The organism is Streptomyces sp. NPDC024698, assembly GCF_055559015.1.
The window spans coordinates 454,855-473,047 of sequence record NZ_JBVHLK010000006.1; the positions used below are offsets into that span (position 1 = coordinate 454,855).

The following is an 18,193-nucleotide window of genomic DNA, read 5'->3' on the forward strand; positions in this document are numbered from 1 at the left end:
TGAATTCCTCGACCCCGCGCCCCGTCCCCCGGTCAGCTCTCGTGGTCGTGGTCGTGGTCGTGGCCGTGGCTCTCGGCGACGGCGACGCGCCCGGACCGCAGTGACGTCCGCCGCCGTGTCGCGCCACCGAGCGCTTCGGTGAGGCTCTGGAGGTCGGTGTCGGACACCACCCGCAGGCCCTGCTCGGCGAGGAGAGCGGCCATGTGCCGGGGCTTCCACAGTGAGCGCCACGGTTCGCCCGAGGTGATGGAACCGCCGATCACCCGGGTCAGCGACCTGCCCACGGACGCCCTCACGGAGGGCGTCTGATAGTTGACGACGAGGACGCTGCCCGGGGCCGTCCGGGCGGCCAGCGCGGCCACCGTGGCGCGCACCTCCTCGCGCGTGAGGTAGGGGACGACGCCTTCCCACAGCCAGGTCGTCGCTACGGAGGGGTCGTGCCCGGCGCCGTCCAACGCCGAGCCGAGGTCGTCGACGGAGAAGTCGACCGGTGTGAACCGCACGGAGCGGGCGACGACCGGCAGTTCGGCCGGGGGAGGGCCGCTCTCCCGCGACGACTCCCGGACCTGTCGTGCGGCCTCGGTGAGGCGGGCTCGCTTGTCCCGCTGGGAGGCCGGATGGTCGACCTCCCACACGTCGGTCCGCGCAAGCTCGGTCAGACGCCACGCCCGCGTGTCCAGACCGGCTCCGAGGATCACGAGCTGGTCGGTCACACGGGTGCGCAGGGCCTCGTCGATCGCGACGGTACGCGGCACCATCACCTCGGCGCAGGCCCGTACGCTCTCGTACCGCGTGCGCGCCTGCCAGCCCTCCGGCGGCACCCCCGTCCGCACCTCGTCCACGGGCGCACGTTCCTCGGCGCGCAGCAGCCGCACCGCGACCGGGTCCGAGAACCGGCCGGCGGCGACTGTCCCGTCCGCCGCGGCCCGCCCCTGACAGACCAGTACCGCCGTCCGGCTCGCCGCACGCTCGATCTCGCTCACGGGTCGCCATTCAACCGGATCCCGGGCGGGCAGGTGAAGACAGTGGGCCGCTCTCGGGCGGCGGGCGGCGGCGGTGGTCACGCCAGGAAGCCGTACGGAAAAGGCGCGCACACGGGGGTTAACCCCACGGCGCTCACTCGCGCCAGCCGCATCACCGGCACGCGGGCCTGCCGGATTCTGCGATGAATCGATTCACCGAATGATGGAGGTCGTCACCCCAGTACCCCTCGTCCGAAGGATCAGAATGCCCCGCGTCACGTCCAGCCGCCGGTCCGTGAACCGTGCCCTGTCGGTCCTCGCCCTGACGGCGTTGACCGCCGGCGCCGTCACGGCCTGTGGCGACCACGACTCCGCTCCCCCTCGCTCGGCCTCGCCGTCCGTGACGGCCTCCGTGTCGCCGGGGACTGGCCAGGCAGGTGAGTCGAAGCTCCACATGATCGACAACGGCGGTCACCGTCTGGCCTTCCATGTCGTGCGGGGCCACGGCTCCGTCATCGTCCTCGACTCGGGAGGCGGTGAGGACTCCTCCTACTGGAAGGACCTCGTCCCCAGGCTTCACGCGGCCACCGGCGCCACCGTCATCACCTACGACCGGGCCGGGCTCGGCCAGAGTGATGTGGTGCCCGGTCCGTGGAAGGTCGAGAGCGCCGTCAGTGACCTGGAGGTGGGGCTCCGGCAGCTGGGCGTCACCGAGAACGTGACCCTGGTGTCCCACTCCCAGGCCGGTGAGGTCGCGACCTACTTCGCCAAGGACAACCCGCGGATGCTCTCCGGCGCGGTCCTCGTCGACGCCAACCTGCCGCCGCTCTTCACGGACCAGGAGATCGCCCGCCTCGTGGCTCTCAGCGGGCCCCAGGTCGACGCGGCGAAGAAGGCCCCGGACGAGCCGCGGAACCGCCAGCTCATCTCCACCGCGCAGAGCTTCGTCGCGACGAACAAGGCCTACCACAAGGTCACGTGGCCGGACGCGGTGCCGGTGACGGTCATCGTCTCGGAGAAGACACCGTTCGACGGCTCTCCCGAGGACGCCCAGTGCTGGCGGGACGCCGCCGCCTCGTTCGTCCAGGACGGGCCCCACCGAACGCTCGTCACCGCCAAGGGCAGCTCCCACGACGTTCCGAAGGACCGCCCCGAGCTCGTGCTCAAGGAGATCGAAAGCGTGGTGGCCGCACATCACTGACCCGGGGAGTCCCCCCGCGGGGAGCGTGTCGCCTCACGGCCGCAGGTACGCGCGGGCGGCCGTGAGGGACCGGTACGGGCCGACGGCCGTAAGGGCCCCGTCAAGGCTGGAAGCGCCGACGTAAGAGAGGCGTCAACGGCGACCGAATCCGGCCACAGGCGCGGTTGTCTCTAACTGTCCGAGTCAACCGAACCTCACCTCAGGAGTTAGCGATGGCCGATCTGGCCTTCGTCGTCACCACGATCGCGGTGTTCGCGCTGGTGGCCCTCGTCGCCAAGGGGGTGACGAAGCTGTGACCGCCGAGAACGTCGTCGGCCTGATCGTGGCCGTCGCCCTGCTGGGCTATCTCGTCCTCGCCCTGATCTTCCCGGAGAGGTTCTGAGACCGGCCATGGGTTCCGTACTCGCAGGTGTGCTCCAGCTCATCGCCCTCATCGGCGCGCTGGCGCTCGTCCACGTCCCCGTCGGCACGTACATGGCCCGGGTCTACTCCTCCACCAAGCACCTCAGGGTGGAGAAGTGGATCTACAAGGGCATCGGTGCCGACCCTGACGCGGAGATGACCTGGCCCGCCTATCTGCGCGGTGTCCTGGCCTTCTCCGCGGTCAGTGTCCTGTTCCTCTACCTGCTCCAGCGACTCCAGGGCGTGCTGCCCGGCTCACTGCACTTCTCCTCGGTCGACCCGGCGCAGTCGTTCAACACGGCCGTCTCGTTCGTGACGAACACGAACTGGCAGTCGTACTACGGCGAGCAGACCATGGGGCACGTCGTGCAGACCGCCGGTCTGGCCGTGCAGAACTTCCTCTCCGCCGCCGTCGGCATGGCGGTCGCGGTCGCGCTCGTGCGCGGCTTCGCCCGCTCGCGCACCGGTGAACTCGGCAACTTCTGGACCGACCTGGTCCGCGGAACGCTGCGCATCCTGCTGCCGCTGTCCGTCGTCGCCGCTCTCGTCCTCGTGGCGTGCGGCGCCATCCAGAACTTCTCCGGCATCCACGAGGTCGGCCAGTTCATGGGCGGCTCGCAGCAGTGGAACGGTGGCGCGGTGGCCTCCCAGGAGGCCATCAAGGAGCTCGGCACCAACGGCGGCGGCTACTTCAACGCCAACAGCGCCCACCCCTTCGAGAACCCGACCCCGTTCACGAACCTCTTCGAGATCTTCCTGATCCTGGTGATCCCGTTCTCCCTCACCCGGACCTTCGGCGTGATGGTCGGCTCGGTGAAGCAGGGCTACGCGATCCTCGCCACGATGGTCACCATCTGGCTGGGCTTCACGGCTCTGATGATGTGGACCGAGTTCGCCCACCACGGCCCCGCGCTCCAGGCGGCGGGCAGTGCGCTGGAGGGCAAGGAGACCCGGTTCGGCGTCGGCGGCTCGTCGATCTTCGCGGTGGCCACGACCCTGACCTCGACCGGCGCGGTGGACTCCTTCCACTCCTCCTTCACCGGGCTCGGCGGCGGCATCACCATGCTCGGCATGATGCTGGGCGAGATCACGCCCGGCGGCACCGGATCCGGCCTCTACGGCATCCTGATCATGGCGGTGATCGCGGTGTTCATCGCCGGCCTGATGGTGGGCCGCACTCCCGAGTACCTGGGCAAGAAGATCGGCGGCCGCGAGATGAAACTCGCGGCCTGCTACATCCTCATCACCCCGGCGCTGGTCCTGGTCTTCACCGCCGCCTCCATGGCGCTGCCGACCCCGCCGCACTCGATGCTCAACTCCGGCGCGCACGGGTTCTCCGAGGTGCTGTACGCCTTCACCTCGGCGTCGAACAACAACGGCTCGGCCTTCGCCGGTCTGAACGCGAACACCGACTGGTACAACACCATGACCGGGCTCGCGATGCTGCTGGGCCGCTTCCTGCCCATGATCTTCGTCCTGGCGCTGGCCGGTTCGCTCGCCGGGCAGCGGCCCGTCCCGGTGACCGCGGGCACCCTGCGCACGGAGAAGCCGCTGTTCACCGGTCTGCTGGTGGGCGCGATCCTGATCGTCACCGGCCTGACCTACTTCCCGGCCCTCGCCCTGGGCCCGCTGGCCGAGGGGCTGGCGTGATGACGACCCGCACAGAGAACTCAGAGGACTCCATGTCCACAGTCACACCCACCCGGGCGCCGCACAGTGACGTCCCCACAGGGCACAAGTCTGCCGAGGGCCGTGTCGGAGCGGGCCTGTTCGATCCCCAGCAGCTCATCCGGTCACTGCCGGAGGCCTTCCGCAAGCTCGACCCGCGGGTGATGGTCAAGTCTCCCGTCATGTTCGTCGTCTGGATCGGGTCGGTCCTGACCACCGCCTTCTCCTTCCAGCACCCGGGCCAGTGGTTCGGCTGGGCGATCAGCGCCTGGCTGTGGCTCACCGTCGTGTTCGCCAACCTCGCGGAGGCGGTGGCCGAGGGGCGCGGCAAGGCGCAGGCGGACACCCTGCGCAAGGCCAAGACCGACACGGTCGCCCGCCGGCTGCTGACGGACGGCTCCGGTTCCGAGGAACAGGTGCCGGGCACCGCGCTCACGATCGGCGACCTGGTCGTCTGCGAGGCGGGTGACGTCATCCCCGGCGACGGCGATGTCGTCGAAGGTGTCGCGTCCGTCGACGAGTCGGCCATCACCGGCGAGTCGGCCCCGGTCATCCGGGAGTCCGGCGGCGACCGCTCGGCCGTCACCGGCGGCACGAAGGTCCTCTCCGACCGGATCGTCATCAAGATCACGACGAAGCCCGGAGAGACCTTCATCGACCGGATGATCAACCTGGTCGAGGGCGCGGCCCGGCAGAAGACGCCCAACGAGATCGCGCTGAACATCCTGCTGGCCTCACTGACGATCGTCTTCCTGCTGGCCTGCGCCACCCTGCCGCCGTTCGCCGACTACGCGGGCACACACCTTTCGATGGTCGTCCTGGTGGCCCTGCTGGTCTGTCTGATCCCGACCACCATCGGCGCCCTGCTCTCCGCGATCGGCATCGCCGGCATGGACCGCCTCGTACAGCGCAACGTGCTCGCGATGTCCGGGCGGGCCGTCGAGGCCGCCGGTGACGTCTCGACGCTGCTGCTGGACAAGACCGGCACGATCACGCTCGGCAACCGGCAGGCCGCCGAGTTCGTCCCGGTGACCTGCGCCACCGAGGCCGAGGTCGCCGACGCGGCCCAGCTCTCCTCGCTGGCCGACGAGACCCCCGAGGGCCGCTCCATCGTCGTACTGGCGAAGGAGAAGTACGGGCTGCGCGAGCGCCACCAGGGCGAGCTCTCCGGCGCCGAGTGGATCGCCTTCACCGCCCAGACCCGGATGTCCGGCGTCGACGTCGACGGACGCAGGATCCGCAAGGGCGCGGCCGGTTCGGTCACCGCCTGGGTCCAGGAGCGCGGCGGCGAGGTGCCGGCCGATGCCGACACCCTCTCCGGCCGGATCTCCGCGGCGGGCGGTACTCCGCTGCTGGTGGCCGTCGAGGACACCGACGGCGCCCGGATTCTCGGGGTGATCCACCTCAAGGACGTCGTCAAGGACGGTATGCGCGAGCGGTTCGACGAACTGCGCCGCATGGGCATCAAGACCGTCATGATCACGGGCGACAACCCGCTGACCGCCAAGGCCATCGCGGAGGAGGCGGGCGTGGACGACTTCCTCGCCGAGGCCACTCCCGAGGACAAGATGGCGCTGATCAAGCGGGAACAGGCCGGCGGCAAGCTCGTCGCGATGACCGGCGACGGCACCAACGACGCCCCCGCGCTCGCCCAGGCCGACGTCGGCGTGGCCATGAACACCGGGACCTCGGCCGCCAAGGAGGCCGGGAACATGGTGGACCTGGACTCCAACCCCACCAAGCTCATCGAGATCGTCGAGATCGGCAAGCAACTCCTCATCACCCGGGGCGCGTTGACGACGTTCTCCATCGCCAACGACGTCGCCAAGTACTTCGCGATCATCCCGGCGCTGTTCGCCGCGGTCTACCCGGGCCTGGACAAGCTCAACATCATGCACCTGTCCTCGCCCGACTCCGCGATCCTCTCCGCCGTCATCTTCAACGCGCTGATCATCATCGCGCTGGTCCCGCTCTCCCTGAAGGGCGTGCGCTACCGCCCGATGAGCGCCGACAGGATGCTCCGCCGCAACCTCACGATCTACGGCCTCGGCGGCCTGATCGCCCCGTTCGTCGGCATCAAGCTCATCGACCTGCTCATCTCCCTCATCCCCGGGATCGGCTGACCGCCATGAACAACCTCGCAACCAACACCGCACGGCTGCTCGGGGCGGGCCTGCGCGCCCTCCTCGTGCTGACCCTGGTGACGGGCGTCATCTACCCGCTGGTGGTGACCGGCATCGCGCAGGGGCTGTTCGGCGACAAGGCCAACGGCTCCGAGATCAAGGCGGACGGCAGGGTCGTCGGCTCCTCCCTCATCGGGCAGTCGTACGACCTGCCGCCGAAGAAGGGCCAGGAGACCCCCGACCCGGACCTGAAGTGGTTCCAGGGCCGCCCGGCGAACGGACTCGGCGGCAACAGCATCAACACCCGGTACAAGCTGATCCTGTCCGGTGCCACCAACCTCGCCGCCGACAACAAGGTCCTCGTCCAGCAGGTCGAGGACGCCAGGGCCGCCGTCGTCAAGGACAACTCGGTGCCCGGCTACACGGTCAGGCCCTCGGACGTCCCCGCGGACGCGGTCACCTCCTCCGGCTCCGGCCTGGACCCGGCCATCTCCCCGCGGTACGCCGAACTCCAGGCACACCGGGTCGCCTTGAAGAACGGGCTGCCCGTCGAAGCGGTGCAGAAGCTGGTCCAGGAGCAGACCCAGGGCCGCACCCTCGGCTTCATCGGCGAGCCGCAGGTGAACGTCCTGAAGCTCAACATCGCGCTCAAGGACCTGCTCGCGAAGAACTGACCCGCCTTACGCCTGACGCATGACGTGACGGGAGTTGACACCTCAGGGTGTCAACTCCCGTCGGCATGAACGGAGAAGCGCCGTGCCGACGGCGCCGGAGCGCGGCGGGCCGAAGCAGCCAGGACCGCCGGCCCCGGTCACCGCCCGACGACCTCAGGCCTCGGGCGGCACACCTTCGCATTCCCGTTCCAGGTCACCGGTGTCCAGGCGCAGCCGCAGGGTGTTGCGGCGGCGCGCCGCCGTCAGCGCCGCCCGCAGCGGAGAGGGAGGGACGGCGAGAACGGGGCAGACGGCGTGCGCGAGGCAGTGGCGGCTGACCGACGGCCACAGCGCACGGTGCAGCCGGCCCCGCGCTCCGGCGCCGACGACGAGGAGGTCGCCGTCCCGGGCGGCGAGCCGCACCAGCGCCGGTCCGGGGGCGCCCCGGACGACGAGCGCGCTTCCGGGCAGCCCGGTGCCGGGGCCGCCGAACACGTCACACAGCGCTGCGAAGAGCCGTTCCCGCGCGAGCCGCTCCCACTCCTGGCCCGTGGCGGCCGTGGCCGGGAAGCGACGGGCGGCGCCACCCTCCACAGGCTCCCAGGTGACCACCGGCCAGAGTTCCGCGCCCCGCAGCCGGGCCTCGTCGGCAGCCCGGCCCAGGACGGTCAGGCAACCCGGGGAGCCACCCACGCCGACGACGACGCGAGCGGCTGGGGGCATGGAGGACGGGGACATCGCCTTCACCTTCCGCACAGGCCGACCGTGGGTCCAGGTCGGCGACTCTTCGTGGAACCGCCCTCCATCTCACGTCCGTTCCCTGGCCCTCGACAGTCCGCGTACCGGTTCTTGGCGCCTCTCTGACGGTCCTCACGACACCCTCCCGCCGGCACTGTCAGCGTCCCGTCAAGGACGCCCCGATCCTCGTCAGCGTCCCGTCAGGACCGGTCCGCCGGCCGGGGGTCCCGGGCATAACGTCGACAGCGAACCCCGGACCGCCTCCCCGCGTCCGGGATCCCCGACACCAGAACCCACGCTCCCTGCCCCTCGGGAGGCACCCCATGGCAGAACAGCTTCACGGCGAAGACCCCGAACCCGCCGATCGGTTCCCGGCCGGACCCTTGTACGTACCGGTCCGGCCGGGACCCTCCGGCTGTGCGGCCCGGCTCTTTCGCACCCCGCTCGGCGTCCGCACGGCCGTCGGTTTCACCTCCGAGGGCCGCCTCACCGCCACCCTCGGGTCCGGCCAGGCGTGGGCCAGACTCGCCGAGACCGCGCTGCGCGCCCTGACCGCACCGCTCGGCGTCACCACACTCACCGTCGACCCGCAGTTCACCGCCCCGGCGCCCGCACGGATCACCCTGCCCGTCCCGGGCACACCGGCGACCCCCGTCCCACCGGTCGGCTCCGCCGACCACGAGATGCCCGCGCTGCGGATCGCCTGAGAGGGGCAGCCACGATGACCACGGTTCACGAACCCACCACCGCGACCGACGCGGCCACCACCGCGGAGGGCCTGTCGGTGTGGCCCGCCTCCACCACCGAGACAGCGCAAGGCCACCTCGCCGTCAGCGGTGTGCCGCTCGCCGAGGTCGCCGACCGCTTCGGCACACCCGTCTACGTCCTGGACGAGGCCGAGGTCCGCGACCGCTGCCGTACCTACCGGGACGCCTTCCCCGACGCGGAAGTCCTCTACGCGGCCAAGGCGTTCCTGTGCCGCGCCATGGCCCACTGGGTGGACGAGGAGGGCTTCGGCCTCGACGTCTGCTCCGCAGGCGAACTCGAACTCGCCGTCACCACCGGCTTTCCGCCCGAGCGGATCGTCCTGCACGGCAACGCCAAGTCCCCCCACGACCTCGGCACCGCGCTGCGCCTGGGCGTCGGCCGCATCGTCATCGACAGCCCCTCCGAGATCGCCCGGCTGGCCGCCGCCGTCGGCCCGGACGGCCACCAGAAGGTGATGGTCCGGGTGGTGCCCGGCATCAGCGCGGGCGGTCACGGGAAGATCCGCACCGGCACCGACGACCAGAAGTTCGGCCTGTCCATCACCGACGGCTACGCGGCGCACGCCATCACCCGCGTACTCGACCAGCCGCAGCTCGAACTCACCGGCCTGCACTGCCACTTGGGCTCACAGATCACCAGTGTCACTCCATACCTGGTCGCCGTGCGCCGCATGGTCGGCCTCATGAGCCGGCTGCACCGGCAGCACGGCCTGGTCCTGCCCGAGATCGACCTCGGCGGCGGCCACGGCATCGCCTACCGCCCCGGCGAACCGGCCCTGGACCTCACCACGCTGGCCCGCAAGGTACGTACCGAACTCACCGCCGCCTGCGCCGCGGCCGGCCTCCCCGTCCCCCGTCTGGTCATCGAACCGGGGCGGGCCGTCGCCGGACCGGCGGGCATTGCCGTCTACCGCGTCCTGTCCGTCAAGCACACCGGCGGGCACGTGTTCGTGGCCGTCGACGGCGGGATGAGCGACAACCCGCGCCCCGCCCTCTACGGCGTCCGCTACGCCCCCCGCCTGATCGGCCGGCACAGCACCGCCGACCCCGCCCGGGTGACCGTGGTGGGCAGGCACTGCGAAGCCGGCGACATCCTCGCGGCCGACGCGGACCTCCCCGCCGACGTACGTCCCGGCGACCTCGTCGCCGTTCCCGTGGCCGGCGCCTACCACCTGTCCATGGCCTCCGGCTACAACCTGGTCGGCCGCCCGCCCGTGGTCGCCGTCCGCGACGGACAGGCCCGCCTGCTGGTGCGCCGGGAGTCCCTGGAGGACATCCGCCGCCGCGACGTCGGCCTGTGACCGGACCCTCGATCTCCCGGGCGGGCCGGCCATCCCTCCCTCGCCGGCCGGCCCGCCCGGGATCCGCCCCTACACGTCGATCTGAGAACCCATGATGACCGTACGGTCCCGGGGGAGGCCGAAGTATTCGGCGGCGTCCGCGGTGATGTACGAGGTGGCGATGAACAGCCGCTTGCGCCAGAGCGCCATCGTCGGTGCCTTGCCCGGGCGGAGCTCGATCGTCGACAGGAAGTACGACGTCCGGTCCAGCTGGAGCGGCCCTTCGGTCCGGGCCGGATCGAGCATCGCCAGGGTGCCGGGCACCTCCGGCGTCTCCATGTATCCGAACCGGGCGGTGACGTGGATGATCCCGTCGTCGGTGTAGCCGAGATCGTCCACGACGAGCCGCTGGTCGGCCGGGACGCGAGGCACCGGCTCGGTCTCGATGGCCAGCAGCACGACCTGCTCGTGCCGTACGTGGTTGTGCTCGACATTGGCCCGCATGGCCAGCGGCGTGGTCTGCTTGCCCCGGTTGAGGAAGACGGCCGTTCCCGGGACGCGCAGTGTCGGCAGCTCACCGCTGCGCAGAGAATCGATGAACTCGGGCAGAGCCCCCTCGTCCCGTACCCGTGCCGCGGTGACGATCGCGCGTCCGCGCTGCCAGGTGGTCATGACGGTGAACACGGTGAGGCCGATCAGCAGCGGCAGCCAGGCGCCGTGCACCAGTTTCGTCAGGTTGGCCGCCACGAAGAGCAGGTCCACGAAGAGCAGCACGCTCGCGCCGACCGTGACCAGCCACAGAGGTGTACCCCACTTGGCACGGGCGACATAGAAGAACAGAAGCGTGGTGATCGTGATGGTGCCGGTCACCGCCATGCCGAACGCGAACGCCAGGGCCGTGGAACTGCGGAAGGCGAAGACCAGGGTGAGGACCGAGACCATGAGCAGCCAGTTGATCCAGGGAACGTAGATCTGACCGATCGTGGACTCGGAGGTGTGCGCGATGCGCAGCCTCGGCAGGTAACCGAGCTTGGCGGCCTGGGAGGTGACGGAGAACGCGCCGGTGATCACCGCCTGCGAGGCGATCACCGTGGCCGCCGTCGCCAGCAGGACCATCGGCCACCTGCCCCAGTGGGGCACGAGCAGGAAGAAGGGGCTGCTGATGTTGCGGGGGTCCGCCAGGATCAGCGCGCCCTGGCCGAAGTAGCTCAGGACGCAGGCGGGGAAGACGAGGAACATCCAGCCGCGCGTGATGGCCCGGCGGCCGAAGTGCCCCATGTCCGCGTAGAGCGCTTCCGCGCCGGTGACCGAGAGCACGACCGCGGCGAGTGCGAAGAACGCGGTGCCGAAATGGCCGAACAGGAAACCCAGGGCGTACGTGGGCGACAGCGCCCTCAGGATCGACGGGTGGTCGACGATGCCGTCCACGCCGCAGGCGCCGATGACCACGAACCAGGTGACCATCACCGGCCCGAACACCCGGCCCACCGCCGCGGTCCCCCTGCGCTGCACCAGGAACAGCACGACGATGATGACCGCGGTGATCGGCACGACCGCGCTCTCCAGCGAGGGCTGGACGACCTTGAGCCCCTCGACCGCGGAGAGCACCGAGATCGCCGGGGTGATCATGCTGTCGCCGAAGAACAGCGAGGCGCCGAAGACGCCGAGCGCGGCCAGCACGCCCGTGATCCGCCGCCCACGCTGGGAACCCCACCGCTGGACTAGCGTGATCAGCGCCATGATGCCGCCCTCACCGTCGTTGTCGGCACGCATCGCCAACAGCACATAGGTGACGGTCACGATGGTCATCACCGACCAGAACACGAGGGACACGACGCCGTACACATTGTCCGTGCTGACGGGGACCGGATGCGGATCGCCCGGGTCGAACACGGTTTGCAGGGTGTAGATCGGGCTGGTCCCGATGTCGCCGAAGACCACGCCGAGAGCACCGATCACCACCGCGAGGCGCACCGTGTCGTGCGCGTTCGGACCGTGTCCCTCCGCCCGCCCCGTCGCCGCTCCGCCGCCCGACGCGGCCCCGTTCCGGGGATCGGGCATGGCGTGCTCCTCTGCTCGGACCACCGCCCTTCGGACGAGGTGTGCCGACGGGCGCCTTCCGCCGCGACGATACCGATCACGCGCACCATCGCTTGTAGCGCACGCCGGGTCGTTCCGGTCGGGTCTCACCACCGCCCGGATGCCCCCGTCGACCGGGCCGCACTCCGCGCGAACCCGATGGTTCCGGCCGGCCGGCTCGGACCGTGACCTGCCCGCCTTCGGTGGTGGCGCGGTGCGGACGGCGGGAGCGTGCGTGCGGTCAGGGGTGATGCGTGGTCAGGGGTGGTCGTGCCAGGCGACCGCCGTGATGTGCCAGCCGTGTGGGGTGCGGACGTACTGAAGGGTCTTGGTCCCTCCGCCTTCGAAGGGTTCGCCGTCCAGGATCCCGGACTTGCGGTACTCGCTGGTCCGGGAGGCGATGTCGCCGGTGATCCGTGTCTGTTCGGCGGTCTCCCATTCGGAGAACTCGACGAGGCGGCCGTCGGCCAGCAGTTGTCGTCGCGGTTCGATGAACGCCTCGACGGTGTATACGGTGAAGTCCGGACCGGTCTTGACGACCACACCGCCGGGAAGCATGAGGTGGCGGATCCGGTCCACGTCGGCGGGCTCGCCGCCCCGGTTGTCGAAAGCGCCGAAGAACCGGGCGGTCAGTGCGTCTATCTCGGTCTTGGACATGGCGCGACCGTAACAGGGGGTCAGTCGGTGGGGGTCGCCACGATCAGGCTGTGGAAGGCAGGGACGCCGTTCTGCATGGCGGTCACATGGAGTGCCGTCTCCTCCGTGGCGTCGTACCGGGGGAGCGGGGTGGCGGTGATGGTGCAGGGGGTGTGGAGTTCCACGGGGTGATGGAAGGTGCTGCGTATCTCGATGGGGAGGATCCGGTAGGGGGTGCTGACCGCTTGGGCGGCCTGGCGGGCGGCTTCCAGGAGCAGCATGGCGGGGATGTGGTCCGTGGGGGCGTCGGGCAGCGCCGGGTGGGTGGGGTCGATCCGCAGCTGCCAGGAGTGGCCGCCCTGTCCGGAGCCCGCGGCGGGGACGCCGAGTATCACGTCCCTCGTGTTCCGGCGCCCCACGACGGGTGGGGGGAGGGCTCGGGGCAGGAGTGCCGGGCCCGACGGCAGGCCGGGGCGGACTTCGTGCGGGTGGGTGTGGGCGGCGGGTGGGACGCTCCGGATGCTGATGCGGCCGGCGCCGATGAACGTGTCGTTGTCGCGCAGGAGTTCGGCCTCCATGGTCATGGCCGTCACACCTCCCGCACCGGGGGCCCCGCCGGTGTCCCTCCCTGTTTCCGGGGTCGGCGTGCGGGCGATCTCCAGCTGGATTCGAGTCGGCCGGCGGTAGGTCAGGAGGGCGGCCGGGGCGACCTCGATGTCGAGTTCACTGACCGCCCATCGGTGGCCGCGGGGAGTCCTGCCGTAGGTACGGCCGACCAGCAGAGACGCCTGTCTCAGTGACGCCGCCGCCAGCAGTGGGTCGTACCAGGTATCGGCGATCGGCGTGTAGAAGGCGTGCCCCTGGGGCCATTGGGCGCCGAGGACGAAGGTGTCGGCGCCCGTCTGCCGCCAGTCGGTGATCAGTACGCCGCTGATCGCGCTGCGGTCGGCGAGGCGGCGGCGTGCGGTACGGAGGTCGGCGTGCCCGCCAGGGCGGGCGGTGTGGTCCGGGGCCGGGAGAGCGGGTGGGGGATCGGTGAGGGACACGCGGGTCTGCCCTTCGTGTGGCGGGCGGTGGGGCGGGTGCCGAGGGCCGAGGGTCAGGCGATCAGTTCGGCGAAGCGTCCGGCGTGGAAGACCAGGGGGCCCTGGCTGTCGGTGATGGCGCCTTCGAGGGCGTCGGCGATGACGAGTTCGTGGTCGCCGGCCTGGTGCAGCGCGGTGATGCGGCAGTCCAGCCAGGCCAGGCCGTCCACGGGTATGGGGTGTCCGGCGTGCGTGGAGTCCCATGCGCCGTCGCCGAAACGGTCGACGCCCTTGGTGGCGAAGGTCCGGCACAACTGCGCGTGCTGTCCGCCCAGGATGGTGACCGCGAAGCTTCCCACCTCGCGGATCGCGGGCCATGTGGTCGACGTGGACGCCGCGCACAGTGCGATCAGTGGGGGATCGAGGGAGACGGAGGTGAAGGAGTTCACGGCCATGCCCACCGGACCGGCCGGTGTCTGCGCGGTGACCAGGACGACCCCGGTGGTGAACCGGCCCAGGATGTTGCGAAACGAACGCTGCTCCAGCATGTGTGCTCTCCCGCTGAAATACCGGCAAGACGCCGACGGACGAAGAAGACGGACGAAGAAGACGGACGAGGAAAAGGCGAAGAAGAAGGCGAAGGCGAAGGCGAAGGAGAAAGGGCTGGGGCCGGCGCGGGGACGGAGTACAGCCGCCCCCGCGCCGTGTCACCCTGTGCCGCCCGTGGTTCAGCGCTTGCCGGCGCGGGACGCGATGGCCCAGTCCACCGCTTCCTGCGGACGCGCCGCCGAGCCGGTGATCTGCGGGGACACATAGCGGGCCAGCAGCTCCAGGCTGCGGTTGGTCTTCTCGTACGAGGTCCAGTCGGCCACGTAGACCAGGAGCTTGCCGAAGCCGCCGGTGGCCTCCTGCATGCGCCGGATGCCCTGCACGACGTCCTCGACCGAACCGACGAGCGCGCCGCCGGCCTCGACCCGGGCTTCCAGCGCCCGCTCGCGCGGGGTGTCGGGGCTGATGACCTCGCGGCCGGCCGCCTTGCCGAAGTACTCGAACAGCCAGCGGTCATAGCCCTCGCGGACGTCGGCGAACGCCTCGTCGCGCGTCTCCGCGACATGGACCGGAAGCGCGATGCGCCAGTCCTCGCGGCGCAGGGTCTGCCCGTGCTCGTCCGCGGACTCCTCGGCGTACTTCCACTGCTGCGCCAGGCCTATGTGGTCCGGGGCGCCCGGCGTCATCAGCGCGAAGGGCAGCGCGAACGAGGTCATGCTCAGGCCGTACTTGCCGACCAGGCGCGGGCTGGAGGAAGAGGTGCCGCTGGTGGCCATGGCCACCTCGATGCCGTCCGGGCTGAAGCGGGGCAACTGAAGCTTGGCGTCCTGGAGTTCGTACCAGTCGGTCTTCTGCGTGATCCGGGAGTCGCCGTTGACGAGCTCCAGGACGGTCGGCAGGGCCTCGTCCAGGCGCCGGCGCTGGACGTCGGGCGCCAGGCCGAACATCTTCGCGTCGAAGGGGACGCCGGGGCCGACGCCGAGGATGTAGCGGCCGCGGCTGAGGTGGTCGAGGTGGACGGCCCGGCTGGCGACGTGGAAGGGGTGGTGCCCGGACAGCGGTACGACACCGTGCGCCAGCTTGATCTGGGCGGTGCGCTGCGAGGCCGCGGCGATCATCGTCTCGGGGGCGCCGACCAGGCCCCAGCCCAGGGTGTGGTGCTCGCCGAACCACGCCTCGTCGAAGTTCAGCCGGTCCGCGTGCTCGACCAGTTCGAGGTTGCGGCGGACGGCGAGGTGGGGGTCCTGGCCGGTCTCGTGGACGGGGGACAGGAAGAGACCGATACGGCTGTGCACAGCATTCCTCCGAGGAATATGAAGACGGATCTGATTCCGGAGCTGATTCCGGATGGGGTGTGGGGTCCGGCTGAGGAGGTGGGTGCGAGGACCCACGGAAGGCAGCCGGCCATGACTACGGGCTGCGGCTGCGGCTACGGCTGCGGGACGACCCGGTAGACGCTGTCCTTGAGGCCGCGGACCTTCTCGTACTCGGCGTCGAGCTGCGCCTCGTCGCGCGCCGTGAGATAGACGCGCATGGAACTCGTCAGCAGGTCGGTGGTGGGGCGGATCCGGGACCCGGGAGCCAGTTTCAGCGCCGCCAGGAACACGCTGTCGAGCGCGCGGATCTCCTCCACCGCCGCGGTGTCGACACTCTCGACGACACCGTCCTGTTCGGTGGGGGTGTTGTAGACGACGCCGGGTTGCAGCCGGGTGTAGACGCGGCCGCCGTACTCCCGGCGGAACTCCTCCGGCCCGACGTACGCCCGGGCGGCGAGCCCCGCCTGGTTGTGGCCCAGGCACACGTCGTGGAACCCGGCGTGGATGTTGCCGTTGAGGCGGGTGCCGATCTCGACGAGGGCCGGGCCCTGTTCGGTCATGATGACCTCGGCGTGCGCGGGGCCCCAGCGGACCTCGAGTGCGGCCAGCACCTGGTGTGCGTAGGCCACCAGCTCCGGCACGGGGCCGGCGTCGGGGGCCAGGAGGATGTCCCGGTTGTAGATGTTCTTGCCCGAGGGCAGCAGCGTCTTCTCGTACTGCCAGACACCGCAGGTGTAGTGCTCGCCGTCGCTGCTGACGGTGTCGACGATGTACTCGGTGCCCTTGAGGTAGGACTGCACCAGGATCTCGGTGTTGACCGTGCCGAAGATGTCCTTCGAGGCCAGCCCGGCGGTGGCCGCGGCCGTCACCTCTTCGGCGTTCTCGCAGATGTACACGCCGTCCGAGGCCGCCGAGCTGAGCGGTTTGACGACGACCGGGTACACGCCCCGCTTCTCGGCCCAGGCGGTCAGTTCCCGGACGTCGCCGCTCTTGAACTGGTCGGCACACCGCACACCGGCTCGCCGCAGCGCCTCGATCATCTCGTACTTGTCCCGGCGGGCCGCCGAGAGCCGGGTGCCGTTCGACGGCACCCCGAGTGCCTCGCTGAGGCGGTCCGCGAGCGGTACGGCACCTTCCTGGCCGGCGACCACACAGACCGGGTGGAGCGGGCGCAGCCGTTCCAGCAGCCTGCTCTCGTCGTCCTCGACGATGTTCTCCTCGTACGCGGACAGACCGGGTGCGAGCATCGTGGGGATGAGTTCGGGTGTGCTCTGTACATGGACGACCCGTGCACCGGTCTCGGTGAAGGCCGCGGGGTAGAAGTTTCCGGCGGAGTAGCCGTCGACCACCACGACGGTGGACCGCTGACTGCTGCTCTGGCTCATGCTCGTCCTTCTTCTGACGCGACGCGTGGCCGCTTGTCCACCTGGGGAGTGCTCCGGGCCTTTTGGCCGTCCGGGGGCTAGCTGCGGGGTGTCTCGGTGATGAAGCGGGCCAGGCGCGCGATGCCCTCGCGGATCGCCTCCGGCGCCAGGTTGCTGAAACCGAGCCGGATCTGGCGTTCGCCGCCGCCGTCGATGTGGAACATGCTCATCGGCGCCCAGCTGACGCCGTAGTCGCGGGCGCAGCGCTCCATCTCGCCCAGTCCGGCCTCGAAGCCCACCTCGACGGTGAGGAAGAAGCCGCCGCGCGGGGTGTTCCAGCGGACCTGGTGCTCGGCGTGGTGCTGGGGCGGGAAGTGTTCGGCGAGGCTGTCGAGGGTCACCTGGAGCCGTTCCAGGTAGACCGCGGCGAGCTCGCGGGTCGCCGGGCGCAGGGTGTGACCGCTCTCGGCGAGGATGCCGCCGACGACGGCCTGGGACAGGGAGGACGATCCGACACTGAACATGGCCTTGGCCCGGGACAGTTCCTGCGCCAGTGTGCGGGTGGTGCCGTCGGCGCCGGTGACCGGCTGGTCGGCCACGAGGTAGCCGAGGCGGGCGCCGGGGAAGGCCGACTTGGCGAACGAACCGAGGTAGACGACCCGGCCCGCGGTGTCCAGCGACTTGAGGGTCGGCATCGCCTCGCCGTCCCGCGCGAACAGCCCGTAGGGGTTGTCCTCCAGGATGATCAGGTCTTCCTCGGCCGCCACTTCCAGCAGCCGCCGGCGGGCCTGGAGCGGCAGCACGGTGCCGGAGGGGTTGGAGAAGTCGGGTACGAGGTAGACCGCGACCGGCCGCTTGCCACCGGCCCGCACGGCGCGCGCCGCGGCGGCCACAGCCTCGGGGTCCAGGCCGTCGGGGCCCTCGCCGATCCCCTCGACGGGGATGTCGAGCATCCGGGCCGCGCCGCGGATGCCGACGTAGGCGGGGGAGACGCTCAGCAGCACGTCGTCGGGTCCTGCGAACAGACCGCGCAGGGCGACCAGCGTGGCTTCCTGGAAGCCGTGCGTGATCATGATGGCCTCGGCGGGGACGTCGATGTCCTCGTCCTTGCGCAGCATCTGTGCCACGTCGTCCTGGATGAAGCCGTTCACCGGCCCGTACTGGAACAGCGTCCGGGTGATGCGCTGCTGCGGGACTCCGCGCTCCTGGAGGTGCTTGACGTAGCGGTCGATGTGGAACGAGAGGTCCGCCAGGTCGTGGTTCCCGTCGTACGGCGCTCCCGAGGAGAAGGAGAGGGCGTCGGGGAACTTCATGGCGGTCTCGCTGAGGATCCGCATCGAGTCCATCGCGGGATCGGCGATCGCGGCGTGCAGGGCCTCCTGACGCAGCGCCACCCAGCCGCTGTCCGCCGATGCCGATGCCGATGCCGA

17 protein-coding genes are annotated in these 18,193 nt (G+C 70.4%); 8 read left to right on the forward strand and 9 right to left on the reverse strand.

The window, feature by feature from the left end; all coding sequences use genetic code 11:
• Nucleotides 1-32 precede the first annotated feature (32 nt).
• Complete coding sequence (locus ACZ4AA_RS17680) at nucleotides 33-983, reverse strand: class I SAM-dependent methyltransferase (protein WP_467602322.1); 951 nt, start codon at nucleotides 981-983, stop codon at nucleotides 33-35.
• 244 nt (nucleotides 984-1,227) lie between these two features.
• Between ACZ4AA_RS17680 and ACZ4AA_RS17685 the strand changes: the two genes are divergently transcribed.
• The 6 genes from ACZ4AA_RS17685 to ACZ4AA_RS17710 all read left to right on the forward strand — a co-directional run bounded on the left by ACZ4AA_RS17685 (nucleotide 1,228) and on the right by ACZ4AA_RS17710 (nucleotide 7,030).
• A complete protein-coding gene (locus ACZ4AA_RS17685; protein WP_467602324.1) occupies nucleotides 1,228-2,163 on the forward strand; it encodes an alpha/beta fold hydrolase in 936 nt (311 codons plus the stop codon).
• 164 nt (nucleotides 2,164-2,327) lie between these two features.
• Nucleotides 2,328-2,459, forward strand: a complete 132-nt coding sequence (locus ACZ4AA_RS17690) for a hypothetical protein (RefSeq protein ID WP_467602326.1) — start codon at nucleotides 2,328-2,330, stop codon at nucleotides 2,457-2,459.
• Complete coding sequence (kdpF, locus tag ACZ4AA_RS17695) at nucleotides 2,456-2,545, forward strand: K(+)-transporting ATPase subunit F (RefSeq protein WP_018566520.1); 90 nt, start codon at nucleotides 2,456-2,458, stop codon at nucleotides 2,543-2,545. The genes ACZ4AA_RS17690 and kdpF overlap by 4 nt, the downstream gene beginning before the upstream one ends.
• Before the next feature lie 8 nt (nucleotides 2,546-2,553).
• Nucleotides 2,554-4,215: a potassium-transporting ATPase subunit KdpA gene (gene kdpA, locus ACZ4AA_RS17700; RefSeq protein ID WP_467602329.1), complete on the forward strand. Its 1,662-nt coding sequence runs from the start codon at nucleotides 2,554-2,556 to the stop codon at nucleotides 4,213-4,215.
• Nucleotides 4,215-6,356 carry a potassium-transporting ATPase subunit KdpB gene (kdpB, locus tag ACZ4AA_RS17705; protein WP_467602331.1) on the forward strand — a complete coding sequence of 714 codons (2,142 nt, stop codon included), beginning with the start codon at nucleotides 4,215-4,217 and terminating at the stop codon, nucleotides 6,354-6,356. Before kdpA ends, kdpB begins: the two co-directional genes overlap by 1 nt.
• Before the next feature lie 5 nt (nucleotides 6,357-6,361).
• Nucleotides 6,362-7,030, forward strand: a complete 669-nt coding sequence (locus ACZ4AA_RS17710; RefSeq protein WP_467602333.1) for a potassium-transporting ATPase subunit C — start codon at nucleotides 6,362-6,364, stop codon at nucleotides 7,028-7,030.
• Nucleotides 7,031-7,183: 153 nt separating this feature from the next.
• Here the strand turns inward: ACZ4AA_RS17710 and ACZ4AA_RS17715 are convergent, their stop codons facing one another.
• Entirely contained in the window at nucleotides 7,184-7,747 is a 564-nt protein-coding gene (locus ACZ4AA_RS17715) for a universal stress protein (RefSeq protein ID WP_467602335.1), read from the reverse strand.
• 323 nt (nucleotides 7,748-8,070) lie between these two features.
• Here ACZ4AA_RS17715 and ACZ4AA_RS17720 point away from each other — a divergent pair, with 323 nt between their 5' ends.
• A complete protein-coding gene (locus ACZ4AA_RS17720) occupies nucleotides 8,071-8,454 on the forward strand; it encodes an SAV_915 family protein (protein ID WP_467602337.1) in 384 nt (127 codons plus the stop codon).
• A gap of 14 nt (nucleotides 8,455-8,468) precedes the next feature.
• Entirely contained in the window at nucleotides 8,469-9,815 is a 1,347-nt protein-coding gene (lysA, locus tag ACZ4AA_RS17725) for a diaminopimelate decarboxylase (RefSeq protein ID WP_467602339.1), read from the forward strand.
• 69 nt (nucleotides 9,816-9,884) lie between these two features.
• Here lysA and ACZ4AA_RS17730 read toward each other — a convergent pair whose 3' ends face one another.
• The 7 genes from ACZ4AA_RS17730 to ACZ4AA_RS17760 all read right to left on the reverse strand — a co-directional run bounded on the left by ACZ4AA_RS17730 (nucleotide 9,885) and on the right by ACZ4AA_RS17760 (nucleotide 18,157).
• Complete coding sequence (locus tag ACZ4AA_RS17730) at nucleotides 9,885-11,855, reverse strand: potassium transporter Kup (RefSeq protein ID WP_467602341.1); 1,971 nt, start codon at nucleotides 11,853-11,855, stop codon at nucleotides 9,885-9,887.
• Between the two features lie 276 nt (nucleotides 11,856-12,131).
• Complete coding sequence (locus ACZ4AA_RS17735; protein ID WP_467602343.1) at nucleotides 12,132-12,530, reverse strand: nuclear transport factor 2 family protein; 399 nt, start codon at nucleotides 12,528-12,530, stop codon at nucleotides 12,132-12,134.
• 20 nt (nucleotides 12,531-12,550) lie between these two features.
• Complete coding sequence (locus tag ACZ4AA_RS17740) at nucleotides 12,551-13,555, reverse strand: ScbA/BarX family gamma-butyrolactone biosynthesis protein (RefSeq protein ID WP_467602345.1); 1,005 nt, start codon at nucleotides 13,553-13,555, stop codon at nucleotides 12,551-12,553.
• Nucleotides 13,556-13,608: 53 nt separating this feature from the next.
• Nucleotides 13,609-14,082, reverse strand: a complete 474-nt coding sequence (locus tag ACZ4AA_RS17745) for a flavin reductase family protein (RefSeq protein WP_467602347.1) — start codon at nucleotides 14,080-14,082, stop codon at nucleotides 13,609-13,611.
• Nucleotides 14,083-14,262: 180 nt separating this feature from the next.
• Nucleotides 14,263-15,378 (reverse strand): LLM class flavin-dependent oxidoreductase, encoded by a 1,116-nt coding sequence (locus tag ACZ4AA_RS17750; RefSeq protein ID WP_467602349.1) that lies wholly within the window; start codon nucleotides 15,376-15,378, stop codon nucleotides 14,263-14,265.
• Nucleotides 15,379-15,512: 134 nt separating this feature from the next.
• Entirely contained in the window at nucleotides 15,513-16,784 is a 1,272-nt protein-coding gene (locus tag ACZ4AA_RS17755) for an ATP-grasp domain-containing protein (protein ID WP_467602351.1), read from the reverse strand.
• A gap of 77 nt (nucleotides 16,785-16,861) precedes the next feature.
• On the reverse strand, nucleotides 16,862-18,157 hold the full coding sequence (locus ACZ4AA_RS17760; RefSeq protein WP_467602353.1) for an aminotransferase-like domain-containing protein: 1,296 nt from the start codon (nucleotides 18,155-18,157) through the stop codon (nucleotides 16,862-16,864).
• Nucleotides 18,158-18,193: the final 36 nt, after the last annotated feature.